Source organism: Cupriavidus oxalaticus, from assembly GCF_004768545.1.
GTDB classification, from domain to species: domain Bacteria; phylum Pseudomonadota; class Gammaproteobacteria; order Burkholderiales; family Burkholderiaceae; genus Cupriavidus; species Cupriavidus oxalaticus_A.
Genome location: NZ_CP038636.1, coordinates 79932 through 94630, shown reverse-complemented (window position 1 = coordinate 94630; position 14699 = coordinate 79932). Strand labels below are relative to the sequence as shown.

Here is a 14699-nt window from a genome sequence, read left to right as displayed (position 1 = left end):
CCCCGTGTTCGAGCCGCATCGGAAGCTTATGGGCATGCGGCGCAGCGGTGACCGGGCGCTTGGCCCTGCCGTGAGCGTGCATTCTGGGACGAGTGTCGCCAGAATGCCACCTACAACCTCATGCACCGCAACTGCTCCAGCACTGTGGCGCACGCGCTCGACGCCGCGCTGGAAGGCGGCGCCGCGCGCGTGTGGGCATGCCTCATCGGCTGGTGGCCACTGTTCCGCCTGCTGGACGACTGACCTCTGGGTAGCTGCGCACTTACGCAAGCGTGCGGCGACGATGGCGTGGACGCCGGGGCTGATGCTCGACTACGCGCGGGCAATGAGCACGTTGGTCGATCCGAGGCCGTTTGCGTGGGGGTGGGTGTTTCACGGCAGGGATGGGCGTGGGTCTTCGCAGGGGTCGGCGCAGGAGTCGCGCTAAGGAGCCGTGGCCGGCTGGGGGCGGCCCGATTTGCTTGGACGGCAGTTGTCGGCCATTTTGCGACATTCGGCGTGCGCCAACGGATGTCCGTCCTCCTACCGCGAACGGTCTTTCGTCATCGGCTTGCGACGGCCCGTGATGCGGCTCGACGAAATACTTACGAGTACGGGCCTATCCTTGATGTGCTCGTCGAGATCACCTGAAATCACGCCTCGACAGTCAGTAGGGAGAGGCCCAGGCCACCACGGCGCCACAGCCACGGGCTCGGGCGATAGCGCATGTCGCCGGTCACCGCTTCCATGTTGCGCAGCGTTTCCAGCACCAGTTGCGGACCGACCGCGTCGCCGAGCGCCAGCGGGCCCTTGGGGTAACCCAGGCCGAGGTTCACGGCCAGGTCGATGTCGGCCGGCGTGGCGATGCGCTGCTGCGCGATATCGCTGGCGATGTTGATGATGCAGCAGAGCACGCGCTGGGCAACGAAGCCGGCGGAGTCGCGGATCACCGTGACCGGCACGCCGTCGCTGGCGAACAGGCCATGCGCGGCGTCGCGCGCGGCGGCGCTGGTGGCCGGCGTGGTCATCAGCGTGCGGCGCCTGGTGGCCTCGAACGGCAGCAGCGTGTCGATGGCAACGGTGCGGGCCGGGTCCAGGCCCTGCTGCAGCGCGCTGGTGGTGGCGTCCAGGCCCAGCGGCGTGACGATGATCAGCGCGTCGGCCGAGGGCTGGTTGCCGCCTTCCGGGGTCACGCCGAGCGCGCCCAGCAGCTTGGTGACCATGGCGTGGCCGCGCTCGCTGGCGTGGCTGACCCACACGCTCGACGGGCGCGCGCTTGGCACCGCGGCGGCGGCCGGCACCTGCTTCTGGCCATCGGCATAGGCATAGAAACCGGCGCCGGCCTTGCGCCCGATCAGCCCGCCGACCGCGCGGATCGCGGTGATCGGCGACGGACGGTAGCGCGGCTCCTGGTAGAACTGGTTGTAGATCGATTCCATCACCGGGTGCGACACGTCCAGCCCGGTCAGGTCCATCAGCTCGAACGGCCCCATGCGGAAACCGGCCTGCTCGCGCATGATGTTGTCGATGTCGGCGAATCCGGCCACGCCTTCCTGCGCCGCCTTCAGGCCCTCGATATTCATGCCGCGGCCGGCATGGTTGACGATAAAGCCCGGCATGTCCTTGCAGCGCACCGGCGTATGGCCCATGCGGCGCGACAGCGCCATCAGCGCGTCGCCCACCGCCGGGTTGCCCGACAGGCCATCGATGACCTCGACCACCTTCATCAGCGGCACCGGGTTGAAGAAGTGGTAGCCGGCGATGCGGCCGGGATGTTTCGAACCGACCGCGATCGCGGTGATCGACAGCGACGAGGTGTTCGAGGCGATGATGGCGTCTTCGCGCAGGATGGCTTCGAGCTTGGCCACCAGGTCACGCTTGACCTCCAGCTTCTCGACGATGGCTTCGAGCACCATGTCGCAGCCGGCTAGGTCTTCCAGCGCACCGCAGGGCTTGACGCGGGCCAGCGTGGCCTCGGCGTCGGCGGCGCTGAGCTTGCCCTTGTCCGCGAGCTTGGCCAGCGTGTCCTGCAGGTACTTGCGCGCGGCTTCCACCGCCTGCGGGTTGGCGTCGTACAGGTTGACGGTCAGGCCTGCCTGCGCGGCGATCTGCGCGATGCCCCGGCCCATGGCGCCGGTGCCGACGATGCCAAGGGTGTTGATGTCAGAAGAGTTCATAGAGACGCTCTGTTTGAGTCGGAGAGTGGCCGATGGCCGCACTAGAAGGGCAACCCAGGGCTGCAGTCTCCCATGATGGCGGAGAGTAACTCTCATGGAGCCGCCGCGCACCCGCTCAATTCCATCCATTGAAATTGGATCTGTGCCGAGCCACGTCAGGCCGGTGTGGTGACACTCACGGGCGGGAAGCCCTTCAATTCTGCAAGGTATCGAAACCAATTTGATGCGTTACCCTCTGCAACGCCAATCTCGTCGGGCAGCGTGAACGGCCCACTGCAATGGCGGTCTGACCCCATCCTTACCTCCCCTTTTAAAATTTGCTATAGGTATTAGCGAACGTGGCAATAAGGCGACCGCGTCGACGCCTTACTCTCCCCGAAGCATCCGCGCTTGTATCGCTGCCGCAAGTTCCATCAGTGGCTTGGCCAGCGCCGCCTCGATAGCGCCGGCATCCTGCTGCGTGGATACACTGACGTTCAATACATGGGCCGTATACTCGTCAAAGCGCATTGGTGTTGCCATGGCCACGACCTGAGGCTGCCATGACGCAACGCAGTAGCCCTTCTCATGCACGGAGCACACCGCAGCATCGATTTCCCGTCGCAGTGCGCCCCAGCCGCGGCCGCGGTACTTGTCGGCCATGACCCTCATCATCGCACTGAAAGCCTCCGGTGACAGCGTTGCCAGGTGCGCGCGGCCGAGAGAGGTCAGCGCCATCGGGATGCGCTGTCCGCTCACCACCGTACGCAGTGACTGGCGCCGGTTGTAGCGGAACGACTCCAGGTAAATCATCTCGTCGCCCTCCGCCACCGCCAGTCCGACATTGATCTTCTGACGCATGGCAACCTCGGCCATCATCGGCGCCGCGACCCTGAGAACCTGCGAGCCGTCGCGCATGGCATGCGCCATACTGAGGACCGGCACACCCAGCCGGTAGGCCCGGAACTGCGGGACATACTCGAGCATGCCGGTCTCTATCAGCGACTGCGTCAGGCGGCTGACTGTGGAGCGGGACAAGCCGGTGCGCTCGGCAATTTCACTGTTGCCGAGCATGGACGAGCCGGCGCGAAAGGCGCGTAGTACGGCAATGCCACGCTCTAGCGAGCGGTTGGGCGTCGCCTTGCCTTGGCCTGGTTTGATCCGTTCGATGTTGACGATGCTGCTCGGCATAGCAGGGAGTCACTGCGGGCCAGTGACCGTTCTGGAAGTCGGCGCCCGGCGCCTGCGTATGTTGGGCTGCGGGCAATGCTACTCGATGCGGATCTCCTTGTCCTTCACCACTTGCAGCCAACGACTGACCTCCTGCTCGGCAGTGGCGCAAAGATCCTGTGGCGAACCAATGCCGCCCACCACCCCTTCGCGCGCCAGCCTTTCGCGGAACGCGCCACCGGCAGATGCCTGGGCGATGGCTCGATGCAGCGCGGCGACCACCGTCGCCGGCGTTCCCTTCGGTACGAAGACGCCGTACCAGACCTCGGCGCTGTAACCTTTGACGCCAGCCTCCGCGACGGCAGGCACCTCCGGGAAAGCCGGGGACCGCGCGGGCGAGGTCACGGCCAGCGCCCGCACGCGCCCGTCGCGGATCAGCGTTGCGGCGCTGGCCATCGTCGCGAACGCGACATCGATATGGCCGGCCAGCAGGTCGGCGAACTGAGGTGCTGAGCCACGGTATGGCACGTGCACGAGCCGGATACCAGCCAAGGACTGGAAATACTCGGCTGCCAGGTGCACCGACGTCCCGTTACCTGCCGAGCCATAGGTCAGCTTGCCCGGATTGGCTTTGGCATCGCGCAGCAGATCTGCCGCCGAGCGGATTCGGCTATCGTTGCGAACCAGCACCACATTTGGCGCGCGGCCGAGCAGCGCCACCGGCTCGAAGGCTTGGATGCCGCCATACGGCAACTTGATGCCAATGCTGGCGACGATAGAAAAGGCACTGGTGGTAAGCAGCAGCGTATAGCCATCCGCCGAACTCTTGGCGACCAGGTCATTGCCCATGACCGAGCCGGCGCCGGGCTTGTTTTCAACGATGAAGGGCTTACCCATGCCGCGCGACAATTCATCGCCCAGCGAGCGGGCGATCACGTCAGTGCCCCCGCCTGCGGGGAATGGCACGATGATGCGCACCGGCCGCGCCGGGTAGGGCTGCGCGTGCGCGGCCAGGGGAATGATCGGCAACGCCGTCACCAGCATGGCGAACAGCAGTCGACCTATGGCAAGAATGCTAAGCATGATCCTGATCTCCTCGGCGCTGGGCCTCCATTAGTCAGCCAAACAGACTGACCTCCAGCTGCGTGTCGATGTGCCAGATCTTCTGCGCCAGCCGGCGCGCGCCATCGGTACCTATCACCGGCGATGCCAGTTCGATCAACTTGCCGTCAAGGTCGTCGTCGGTCAGCGGATCCTCCGGATCACCCTTGCGATTCGGCTGCAGGTAGTCTGCCGTGGCACCGTCCCGGGTTTCGATCTCCACCCTTGCGGCGCGCTTGCCAGGAAACCGGCCGTCGATCTCAGGGTCGACCTCGACCGTCATGCAGGCCATCAGCCGGCGCGTCTCGCTGTCCCACAGCCGTTCCGGCGTGTATGCCGACAGGCGCACGCTGCCATGCACCAGGGCGGCGGCGACGATGAACTTGAGGCTGAACTTGGCTTCGTTCTCGCTCTTGGGGTCGAGATAGCAGGCGATATCCAGCGCCGGACGATAGGTGGCGACGCGGAGGCGACGGATTTGGGCCGTTTCGATGCCCAGCTTCGCTTTCAGCGCCAGCGCACCGTCGATGGCGGCGAAGGTATGGCCGCAGCCAATGTGGTTCTTGAAGGTCAGCCGGCAAATATGGAAGTCTTTCCCAAGGGTCGATGCCAGCCCGTTCCAGTCAGGGCCGTCCGACATCGCGTGCCCCATGCCGGTCTCACCGTCGAGCACATCGAGCGAACCGGTGATGCCCGCGATGGCGGCGCGGGCGGCGAGCAATCCGCCCTCCGCAGCCCGGCCCGCGTGAAGGGGCTTGGACATCGAGTCCATGCGGAACGCCTGCTGCAGTCCGGCGGCGAAAGTGGCCGCAGTCGCCAGCGCGTGGGCAAGCTGCTCCTCGTTCGCGCCATAGATGAACGCCGCGGCGGCCGCCGCGCCAAAGGTGCCGACCGTGGCGGTGCTGTGCCAGAAACGATAGTGCGCCCGGCCCAGCACGACGCCGATACGCGTTGACACCTCATAGCCGACGACGACGCCCTTCAGCAACGTCTCGCCGCTGGCGCCCACGTCCTGTGCCGCAGCAATCGCGGCGGCGATGGTGGCGGCACCGGGGTGGTACATCGCATCACGGAAACTGTCGTCGATCTCCGCAGCGTGGGCGGCAGCGCCATTGAGTAGCGCCGCGGCGCGCGCCGTGGCACGTTGCCCCATTGGCAGCGTCGCGTTGCCGCGGCCAAGCTCCTCTTCCAGCACGCTTTGCAGGCGTTGGAACGCATCGGTGCCGATGCCCGGAAACAGCGCCGCATGCCAGTCGACCAGCGCGCGCTTCGCATGATGCAGCACCTCGGCGGGCAGCGGCCCTGCCTTGACTGTGCTGAAGAACGGCCCAAAGGCCTCGGTTGCGTTCAAGATGGGTTCTCCTCAGCCGGCCTGCGCCAGCATGTGGGGGGACTGCTGCACCCAATCCTGCAGCAGCCCGTTGACTTGTTGGTGGGCCTCGTACTGGACCCAATGCCCGGCGCCCGGCACCACGCGGACCCTGACTGCTGGCGCGCCGGCTGACGCGTCCCGCGAGTCGCGGGCGATCCCGGCAATCGATGCCGGCGACATGGTCACATCGGCTTCGCCCCAGATCATCAATACCGGGCCGGGAAAGTGTGCAAGCGCCTGCTGCAATCCGCCCGCGCGCGAGATCGACTTGCTATGGAAGCGCGTCGCGCGACAGGCACGCGTGTGGATGGCCACGGCTTCGCTGTCGATGGCGGCCGGATCGGCGATCATGAATGCCGCCAGGTTGTGACGCATCGCCGCGGCAAGCGCGTGCGGATCGAGGCAGCGGCGCCAGTCGACCAGCGCCTGCGTCATGCGGCGCGGACCGCCGTGGCCGGCCGGCCCGAGCAATGCCAGGCGGCCGACTTCGATTTCGCCAAGACCCTCATGGGTCGCAAGGTGCGCCGTCACCAGCGCGCCAAAGGAAAAACCCACCAAGTCAATACGGTTCAGCGACTGGTCCATCGATAAGCGGGCCAGCGAGCGGGCCAGGACATCGACGAGTCCCGGCAGGTCGGCGCGCGGCGCCGCACCGGAATCGCCAAGCCCGGCATGTCCGGCACCAGCAGCCGGCGGTTGCGGGACAACGGCCCGATATTGCGCGTCCAGTGCCGCCAGTTGCCATGGCCACCATGCAGCAGCACGGTCGCCGGGCCATCGCCAAAGCTTCGCCAAATGACCTCGCAGCCATCGACCGAAGTCACCAACGTACCGCCGCGCTCGCCGCACATGCCAGGGCCTCGTCAGGGCTTGTCGGCGCCCGCCAGTACCGCCACGCCATCGGCGGCCACCACACCCTGCCCTTCGGGCAGGACGAAGACGGGATTGATCTCGGCCTCGACCAGCCGATCGCCAAGCGTGGCGACCATGCGCGAGAAGGCGACGATCGCCTCGGCCAGCGCGTCCACATCCGCCTTCGGCCGGCCACGGAAGCCCTGCAGCAATGGGGCGGTCTTCAGGCGTCCGATCATCGCCAGCGCGGCGTCACGGGTCAGCCCCCCCTCGCCAGGCAGCAGACGCAGCGTGGTATCGCCGAACAGCTCCGCGGTCACGCCGCCCATGCCGAGCAGGATCGCGGTGCCGAGCGCGTCGCGGTGCATGCCGAGAATCACTTCGACGCCGCCCTTGACCATTTCCTGCACCAGGAAGCGTTGGGGCGCGATCCCCGTGGCCGACTGCACATCGCTCGCCATTCTTGCCAGCCGGCTTGCCACCTCTGCCGGCGGGACATTGACGGCCACGCCGCCGACATCGCTCTTGTGGGTAATCTCGGCCGACAGGATCTTCAGCACGACATTGCCGCTGAAGCCTTGCGCCGCCGCCGTGGCCTCGACGCCATCGGCAACCACCACCTCCTTTGCGACCGGTACGCCGAAACCGGCGAACAAGGTCTTGGCCGCGGCTTCGTCGATCGAACCGGTGCCATAGGCGCCGAGATCCGGCAACGGCAGCGTGGGGGTGCCCGCTTCGTCAACCGCGCGGAGCTTGCCGGCACGCAGCATCGCATCGATCGCCACCGTGCACGCCTCCGGCGCGGAAAACGCCGGCACGCCACGACGATTCAGCAGCGACGCGACTTCGGGCGCATGCGGGCTCACGTAAGCAATCACCGGTTTGTCGCTGTCGGGCAGGCAGTCGCGAATGGCATTGGCCATCAGGTCCGGCATCGCCAGGCTGGACGAGCCGACGATCACTGCCACCGCGTCATAGCTCGGGCTCTCGAGCAGGATGCGGATCGCGGCGCGGAGCAGGTCAGGCTGCAGCCCGGCCAGGGTGACGTCGATCGGGTTGCGGTCGAGCGCGGCGTGGTCGCCCTTCTGCAGCGCGCGCAGCTTCGTCGCGGTCGCCTCGTCCGGTGCCGGCGTCTCGAAGCCGGCCACGCCCAAGCTGTCGGAGACCAGCGTGCCTGCGCCCCCGGTCGAGGTCAGGATCGCAACGCGATTGCCGGTGAGTTTGCGGCCGGCAGCCAGGGCTGCGGGCATGTCAAGGAGGTCCGAGAACGTCTGCGCGCGAATCACGCCGACCTGTTCGAACAGCGCGTCGTACATCCGATCCGCACCGGCTAGCGCGCCCGTATGCGACACCGCTGCGCGCGCGCCGCTCTCGGAGCGGCCGATCTTGAACGCCACCACCGGCTTGCCAGCGCGCGCGGCCTTCAGGGCAGCACGGCGGAACGTTTCCGGGTTGCGCACGCTCTCAACATACAGCGCGATCACGCGGGTGGCCTCGTCATCGGCCAGGTAATCGATAAAGTCGGCCAGGTCGAGGTCGACTTCATTACTGGTGGAAACCAGTTTGGACAGGCCAATGCCCCGCGCCGCGGCGCGCGACAGCAAGGCCCCGAGGATGCCGCCGCTTTGCGACACCACGCCGATGCTGCCGGCCGGGAACTGGTCCATTTCCAGCGCGCCGCTCGCCGACAGCGGGATGTTGTCGGTCAGGTTGACCAGGCCGATGGTATTGGGCCCGAGCAGGCGCATGCTGCCGGCCGCATCGATCAGTTCGGCCTGGCGCCGCGCGCCTTCGGCACCGGTCTCGGTATAGCCGCTCGCCAGCACGATGGCCGCGCCCGCGCCGCGCGCCGCCAGGTCGCGCACCGCCAGGTGCGCACGCTCGGCGCCCAGCAGCACGATGCCGACGTCGGGCACTTCGGGTAGCGAGGCAATGTCGGGATAGCAGCGCAGCCCGTCGATCGATTCGACCTTGGGGTTGACCGGGTAGATCGCCCCGCTGAAGCCATGCTTGCGCAGGTAGGAAACTGGGCGGCCGGCGGTCTTTGCAGGATCGGCGGAAGCGCCGATCACGGCAACGCTGCGCGGCGTGACAAGTCGTTGGATCGCATTCATGGTGTCAGGCCTTGGTGGCAGTCTTGTTCAGAAAAGCCAGCACGGACTCGCGATGCTCGCTGCTGGTGTAGCAGATACCTTGCGCCTGGCTGCCTTGGGCAAAGACCTGGTCGGCGGGCAACTCAAAGGACTGGTTCATGATGCTCTTGCCCAGCGCGATCGCGGTGGTGGAGCCCTGGCTCAGTTCTGCCGCCCACGTCAGCGCATCGCCAATCAGCGCTTCTGGCTTGCTCAGGCGGTCGGCGATGCCAAGCGCCTTGGCCTCCTGTGCCTCGACCTTGCGGCCCGTAAAGACCAGTTCCTTAGCCGCCGACAGCCCCACGCGGCGCGGCAGGAAATACATGCCGCCCCCGTCCGGGATCAGGCCCCGGTTGATATAGGACCACGAGAACGATGCCGCTTCGGAGGCCAGCACGAAATCGCAGCACAGCGCGGTATCGGCACCCAGCCCAGCCGCGGCACCGTTGACCGCGGCGATGGTGGGCTTGGGCATGGTGTGCAGCAGCTTGACGGTGTGATGGACCCGCTGCTGGCGGCTCCAGCCGTTGAAGCCCACCTCGCCCTGCGGCGCTTCCATGCGGCGCTGCATGCCGGCCACGTCGCCGCCGGCGCAAAAGCCCTTGCCGTTGCCGGTGAGCACCAGGGCGCGGATCGCCTTGTCCGCCGCCACGCGTTCCAGCGCATCGATGAATTCCGAGCGCATGTCGTCGCTCATGGCATTGCGCTTGTCGGGGCGGTTAAAGGCGAGCAGCGCGATACTGGATTCAATCTTCAGTTCAATCAGGGAATAGTTGTCCATGGCCTGTCCAGTTCTGCGGGTGCGATCAGTGCGATTTGTTCGGTACGTATGCCGAGCTCAGTCGGCCGTGATGTTGGCGTCCTTGATGACCTTGCTCCAGCGCTGGCTCTCGGCCTTGACGTAGCGGCCGAACTCGTCTGGCGTGCCACCACTGATGGCCAGCCCTTCCTGCTCGGCTCGCTTGCGGAACGCGTCGGTGTGCACGGCCTTCTTGGCCGCGGCATTCAACCGCGTGATCACCGCCGGTGGCGTGCCGGCCGGCACGAACAAGCCATACCAGCTATCTGCTACATAGTTGGGCACGCCGCTTTCCGCGATCGTGGGCACCTTGCTCAGCGCCGGCGCTTGCGAGCGCTGTGCGGTCGTGACCGCCACCGCCCGCAGCTTGCCGCTCTCCAGGTGCGGAGCGACCGCGGCTGCCGTGGCAAACATCACATCGACCTGCCCGCCGAGCAGGTCCGTGATCGCCGGGCCGGCACCGCGATAAGGAATGTGGTTCATGTCGACCTTGGCCATCTTCTTGAACAACTCGCCAGCCAGGTGCGCCGAAGTGCCGGCGCCTTGCGAGGCGTAGTTGAGCTTGCCCGGCTTGGCCCTGGCGGCCGCGATCAGGTCCTGCACGGTCTTGATGGGGCTGTCCGGCTTTACCACCAGCACATTGGGTGAGCGGCCCACCAGCATCACCGGCGCGAACGCCTTCTCCGTATCGAACGGAAGTTTCTTGTGCAGGCTCGGGTTAACCGCGTGGGCCATCGTCGCCATCACCAGCGTGTACCCGTCGGGCGCGCTCTTGGCCACCGCATCGGTGCCGATGATGGTGCTGCCACCCGGCTTGTTATCGACGATGACGGGCTGGCCCAGGTCCTCGCCCATGGTAATGCCCATCGCACGCGCCACCAGGTCCGTGCCACCGCCGGGGGCGAACGGCACCACCATGCGGATCGGCTTGTCGGGGAAGGCTGCGAGCGCGGGCAAGGGCGCTGCCGCGGCCATGAGGAACGGGATGGCTGCCTTGGCAAGCCGGCGGAAGAAGCCGGTACAGAACGGATGCATGCTTTGTCTCCTGGAACAAGTCGGAACGCCGCGGCCATCAGACTGCGTGCACCGGGCGCGTTTCTTTGTTAGAGACAGCTTAGGGCTTGCCGGGCGATTCCACACCCCCACAATTCCATTGCATGGAATTATAGGTTCGGCGGACAGTTATCAGAAAAAAAGAGGCCCTGCAGAGCGCACAAACGCTGCAGGGCCAACCCTATTCCCCAAACCAGTCCCAGATCGCCAGCCCGGGGAATGTAGGACTGCAAACAGACGCCGGACCCGAACCCGGCGAGTACATTACTCAGGCTTAACGTTCCGCTCCGCAATCAACTTCGACCACTTGTCCCCGTCCGCACGGATCCGACCTGCAAATTCCGAAGCAGTAGACGGTGCCGGTGTCAGGCCCATCTTTGCCAGATTGGCCTTGACGTCCTTGTTCTCCAACGTCTTGCGAATGGCCTCATTCAACGTCTGCACAACCTTTGGCGGCGTGCCGGCGGGCACCATCATGCCGTACCAGTTCTCCGCATGGACGCCCTTGATGCCGCTTTCATCCAGCGTCGGCACGTCCGGCAGGTATGGCAGGCGTTTGGCCGTGGTCACGGCGACAGGCTTCAGTTTTTTTCCCTCGATGAACGGCAGGAGGCCCGAGGCATCGCCGAAGAACGCATCCACCTGTCCGCCGATCGTATCGGTGATCGCTGGTGCCGCGCCCTTGTACGCCACGTGCAGGAACTCCGCCGAGGTCGAGGCTTTGAACAGCTCGATCGCCATGTGCGGCATGCTGCCGATGCCGGATGACGCCAGCGACACCGGACGGCCGGCCCGGCGCTGCGCCACCAGGTCCTTCGCCGAGCCGATCTTCGACTGCAGCGGTACCACCAGGACCTGCGGCGTGGTGACCACCAGCGAAACCGGCATCAACTCTCGGTCAGGGCGGTACGACAGGTTCTTGTACAGGGACGGATTGATGACAATGGCCCCGGCACTGGTCAGGAAGAAGACGGAACCATCCGCCGGTCCCTTGGTGACAGCGCTGACGGCAATGGCGCCGTTGGCCCCGGGCCGGTTGTCGATGATGACGGTGCGCTTGAGTTCCGTCTCCAGTTGCTTGGACATCGCGCGCGCCAGCGCGTCCGCCGGCCCGCCCGCGGGGAACGCCACCACCATCCGCACCACGTCGCCGGCCATGGCCGCCTGGCCGAATGACACCGCCAGTATCGTGGCCAGCGAACCCTTCAGGAAAGTCCTTCTCATGTTGCAATGCCTCCTTCTGTGGGTGCTGGCGGTCAGCCGCCGGCCGCACCTTGCGTATTGACATAGAGCGTATAGATCGAAGTGCAGGACGCCATGAACAGCCGGTTGCGATGGCGTCCGCCAAAACACAGGTTGGCACAGCGCTCTGGCAGGCTGATATGCCCGAGGGGTTCGCCATCCGGGGCAAAGATCCGCACGCCGTCGAGTTCGGGCGTGCCCATGCCCCAGCCGCACCACAGGTTGCCGTCAATATCGACGCGAAAGCCATCGGGGGTGCCAGGTCCGGCGTCAACCAGTACTCGGCTGTCGCCCAGCGCCTGGCCACCTTCGCTGACCCGGAAAGCGCGGATGCGGCGCGGCCGCGTGCGCGACTCGATCACATACAGCACTTCCTCGTCAGGCGAGAATGCCAGGCCATTGGGCCCGCTGACGTCATCGGCGACAATCTCAAGGCGGCCGCTGACCGGATCGATACGGTAAATGCGCTCCGGCAGTTCCGAAGTCGCCTTCTCGCCCTGGTAGTAGCCGGCGATGCCGAACGGCGGATCGGTGAACCAGATCGAGCCGTCCGACTTCACCACCACGTCATTGGGCGAATTCAGCGGTTTCCCGTCATAGCGGTCCGCCAGCACGGTGATGCTGCCGTCATACTCGGTGCGCGTGACGCGCCGGCCGACATGTTCGCAGGTCACCAGCCGCCCCTGTCGGTCGCGGGTGTTGCCGTTGGCATGGTTTGACGGGCTACGGAAGACGCTGGTGTTACCGGTCTCCTCATCCCAGCGCAGGATCCGGTCGTTCGGGACATCGCTCCACAGCAGGTAGCGGCCATCCCCGAACCAGACCGGGCCTTCGGCCCAGCGGCACCGGGTGGCAATGCGATCGATCGCTGCAAGGGGCAGGTGGTATTTCTCGAAGCGCGGGCTCAGTGCCTGGACGCGCGCATCCGGATAGCGCACCGGCTCGGTCGGCGCAAGAAAAGAGTGCATGGTCATCGTTCAGACCGGAGGATCCGGAAAGAGGGTTATCCGTAGAGACGGGACGGGTTCTCCGACAACACGGCGCGCAGCAGTGAGTCATCGCCGGCCGCAGCTTGCAGCCAGGCGAGCAGCGCACGGTCGTCCGGCACCGGATAGGAAAGGTTCGGATGCGGCCAGTCCGTGCCCCAGATTGCGCGGGTGGGTGCCGCCGCCAACAAGTGCTCCAGTACGCTGCGCGCCTGCGGTGCCCCGAGGTCACCCGCAGTGATGCGGTCGACGCCCGAGACCTTGATCCAGACCGATTCATTGCGCAGCAACGCACAGACATTCTCGAGCTGGCGCGCCAGCCCGCCTTCGGAGACCGCAACCCGCGCCATATGGTCGATGACGAGTGAGGTGCCGAGATGGCCCACGGCTTCGACCGCCCGGACCACATCTTCCGGCGTGCCATGGACCAGCGCGTGCCAGCCATACGGCCGGATGCGCTCGACCATCGCGCGCACGCGCCCCGCGTCAAAGGCATTGCCGAGATGGCTCATCAGGCCAATGCGCACACCCTTGACGCCCCGAGCCGCCATCTGCGCCAGCAGCGCCTCGTCCATCTCCGGCGCAATCACGGCGATGCCGCGATACGCTCCCTCTCCCGCATCGAGGGCGGCCAACAGCGCGCTATGGTCGCTGCCATAGCAGGCCGCCTGCACAATCACGCCGTGCGTGATGCCGAGCGATCGGTGCATGGCGCGCAAGGCACCGAACGGTGCTGCCTGCGGCGCATAGACGGCGCCGTCGGGCAGCGGGTGCCGGTCATAGGGTCCGTAGATATGCGTGTGGCAGTCCCACACCGCCGGCGCGGCGCGCATCTTGGCTTCGTCGCTGGATGTCATCAGTTCGCCGTCGCGCCGGTGTCTTTCACCACCTTGGTCCAGCGGGCGTACTCGCCGTGGATCAGGTCACGGTACTGGGTGGGCGTCCCGCCGGTAGGCTCGGCGCCTTGCGCCTGCAGCGCCTTGACCACCTCGGGCGCCTTGAGCGTGGCGTTCAGCTCGCGGTTGAGCCGTTCGACCACCGGCGTGGGCGTGCCCTTTGGCGCCACAATGCCTTGCCAGGTGCCGGAATCGAATCCCGGCAGGACCGACTCGGCCAGCGTTGGCACATCCGGCAGCACCGAAACTCGTTTGGCCGTAGTGGCCGCGACCGCGCGCAGCTTGCCTTCCTTGATGAACGGCAGCACCGCGTTCAGGCTTCCCGACATCATGAAATCGATGCGTCCGGCAAGCAGGTCCGGCAGTGCCGCGGCATTGCCTTTGTAGGGGACGTGGTTGAACCTGGTCTTGGTCTTGTCGGCAAACACCACACTGGTCAGGTGATCGATGGTGCCGTTGCCGGACGAGCCGAAGTTGAGCTGCCCCGGCCTGGCCTTCAGCAGCTTGATGAAATCGGCCGGCGTCTTCACCGGGGATTCGGCGTTGACGATCAACACCAGCGGCACAGTGGCCGCGTAGCCAACGGGCGCGAAGATCTGATCCGGATTGAGTTTGGTGTTGTTGAACAGCGCCGGCGAAATCGCGATCGACGAACTGTTGTACAGCAGCGTGTAGCCATCGGCCGGCGCTTTCGCCACGAACTCTGCGGCAATATTGCCACCGGCGCCGGGACGGTTGTCGACGATGATCTGCTGACCCAGCCGCGTGCTCATATCGCGAGCGATCACGCGGGCGAGGATGTCGGTCGGTCCGCCCGCCGAGAATGCCACCACCAGACGGATTGGCTTGTCCGGGAACGTCGCGGCGTGCGCGCCGGATGCCAGCGTGCCCAGCATGACGCCGGCGATCAGGCCCAGCGCCTGGCGGCGCCCGATGCCAAGGGAAGACTCCATTTTCAACT

At 66.1% G+C, this 14699-nt stretch carries 12 protein-coding genes and 1 pseudogene; 1 reads left to right on the top strand and 12 read right to left on the bottom strand.

Going from position 1 to position 14699, the window contains the following annotated elements; genetic code table 11:
* Nucleotides 1-63: 63 nt before the first annotated feature.
* Nucleotides 64-427 (top strand): annotated as a pseudogene (locus E0W60_RS28430) (DUF308 domain-containing protein); the annotation flags it as partial.
* A gap of 205 nt (nt 428-632) precedes the next feature.
* Here the strand turns inward: E0W60_RS28430 and E0W60_RS28425 are convergent.
* The 12 genes from E0W60_RS28425 to E0W60_RS28370 all read right to left on the bottom strand — a co-directional run bounded on the left by E0W60_RS28425 (nt 633) and on the right by E0W60_RS28370 (nt 14691).
* Nucleotides 633-2156 (bottom strand): 3-hydroxyacyl-CoA dehydrogenase, encoded by a 1524-nt coding sequence (locus tag E0W60_RS28425; protein WP_135706388.1) that lies wholly within the window; start codon nt 2154-2156, stop codon nt 633-635.
* 366 nt (nt 2157-2522) lie between these two features.
* Complete coding sequence (locus tag E0W60_RS28420; protein WP_133096980.1) at nt 2523-3326, bottom strand: IclR family transcriptional regulator; 804 nt, start codon at nt 3324-3326, stop codon at nt 2523-2525.
* Between the two features lie 78 nt (nt 3327-3404).
* Nucleotides 3405-4349 carry a tripartite tricarboxylate transporter substrate binding protein gene (locus tag E0W60_RS28415; RefSeq protein WP_167884628.1) on the bottom strand — a complete coding sequence of 315 codons (945 nt, stop codon included), beginning with the start codon at nt 4347-4349 and terminating at the stop codon, nt 3405-3407.
* Between the two features lie 73 nt (nt 4350-4422).
* A complete protein-coding gene (locus tag E0W60_RS28410; protein ID WP_135706386.1) occupies nt 4423-5757 on the bottom strand; it encodes an MmgE/PrpD family protein in 1335 nt (444 codons plus the stop codon).
* A 12-nt stretch (nt 5758-5769) separates the two neighbouring features.
* Complete coding sequence (locus E0W60_RS28405; protein WP_240746062.1) at nt 5770-6573, bottom strand: alpha/beta fold hydrolase; 804 nt, start codon at nt 6571-6573, stop codon at nt 5770-5772.
* Nucleotides 6574-6641: 68 nt separating this feature from the next.
* Nucleotides 6642-8744, bottom strand: a complete 2103-nt coding sequence (locus tag E0W60_RS28400; RefSeq protein WP_135706385.1) for an acetate--CoA ligase family protein — start codon at nt 8742-8744, stop codon at nt 6642-6644.
* A gap of 4 nt (nt 8745-8748) precedes the next feature.
* Nucleotides 8749-9543 (bottom strand): enoyl-CoA hydratase/isomerase family protein, encoded by a 795-nt coding sequence (locus E0W60_RS28395; RefSeq protein WP_135706384.1) that lies wholly within the window; start codon nt 9541-9543, stop codon nt 8749-8751.
* A 57-nt stretch (nt 9544-9600) separates the two neighbouring features.
* Entirely contained in the window at nt 9601-10596 is a 996-nt protein-coding gene (locus tag E0W60_RS28390) for a tripartite tricarboxylate transporter substrate binding protein (RefSeq protein WP_116348601.1), read from the bottom strand.
* Between the two features lie 282 nt (nt 10597-10878).
* Complete coding sequence (locus E0W60_RS28385; RefSeq protein ID WP_240746061.1) at nt 10879-11772, bottom strand: Bug family tripartite tricarboxylate transporter substrate binding protein; 894 nt, start codon at nt 11770-11772, stop codon at nt 10879-10881.
* 98 nt (nt 11773-11870) lie between these two features.
* A complete protein-coding gene (locus tag E0W60_RS28380; protein ID WP_135706383.1) occupies nt 11871-12830 on the bottom strand; it encodes an SMP-30/gluconolactonase/LRE family protein in 960 nt (319 codons plus the stop codon).
* Nucleotides 12831-12859: 29 nt separating this feature from the next.
* Nucleotides 12860-13699: an amidohydrolase family protein gene (locus E0W60_RS28375; RefSeq protein ID WP_135706382.1), complete on the bottom strand. Its 840-nt coding sequence runs from the start codon at nt 13697-13699 to the stop codon at nt 12860-12862.
* Nucleotides 13699-14691: a Bug family tripartite tricarboxylate transporter substrate binding protein gene (locus tag E0W60_RS28370; RefSeq protein WP_135706381.1), complete on the bottom strand. Its 993-nt coding sequence runs from the start codon at nt 14689-14691 to the stop codon at nt 13699-13701. The genes E0W60_RS28375 and E0W60_RS28370 overlap by 1 nt, the downstream gene beginning before the upstream one ends.
* Nucleotides 14692-14699 lie beyond the last annotated feature (8 nt).

Coding starts and splice junctions, on each gene's coding strand:
- E0W60_RS28400 (WP_135706385.1), bottom strand. CDS start 8,744: ATGAATGCGATCCAACGACTTGTCACGCCGCGCAGCGTTGCCGTGATC.
- E0W60_RS28395 (WP_135706384.1), bottom strand. CDS start 9,543: ATGGACAACTATTCCCTGATTGAACTGAAGATTGAATCCAGTATCGCG.
- E0W60_RS28390 (WP_116348601.1), bottom strand. CDS start 10,596: ATGCATCCGTTCTGTACCGGCTTCTTCCGCCGGCTTGCCAAGGCAGCC.
- E0W60_RS28415 (WP_167884628.1), bottom strand. CDS start 4,349: ATGCTGGTGACGGCGTTGCCGATCATTCCCCTGGCCGCGCACGCGCAG.
- E0W60_RS28425 (WP_135706388.1), bottom strand. CDS start 2,156: ATGAACTCTTCTGACATCAACACCCTTGGCATCGTCGGCACCGGCGCC.
- E0W60_RS28385 (WP_240746061.1), bottom strand. CDS start 11,772: ATGGCCGGCGACGTGGTGCGGATGGTGGTGGCGTTCCCCGCGGGCGGG.
- E0W60_RS28375 (WP_135706382.1), bottom strand. CDS start 13,699: ATGACATCCAGCGACGAAGCCAAGATGCGCGCCGCGCCGGCGGTGTGG.
- E0W60_RS28420 (WP_133096980.1), bottom strand. CDS start 3,326: ATGCCGAGCAGCATCGTCAACATCGAACGGATCAAACCAGGCCAAGGC.
- E0W60_RS28370 (WP_135706381.1), bottom strand. CDS start 14,691: ATGGAGTCTTCCCTTGGCATCGGGCGCCGCCAGGCGCTGGGCCTGATC.
- E0W60_RS28380 (WP_135706383.1), bottom strand. CDS start 12,830: ATGACCATGCACTCTTTTCTTGCGCCGACCGAGCCGGTGCGCTATCCG.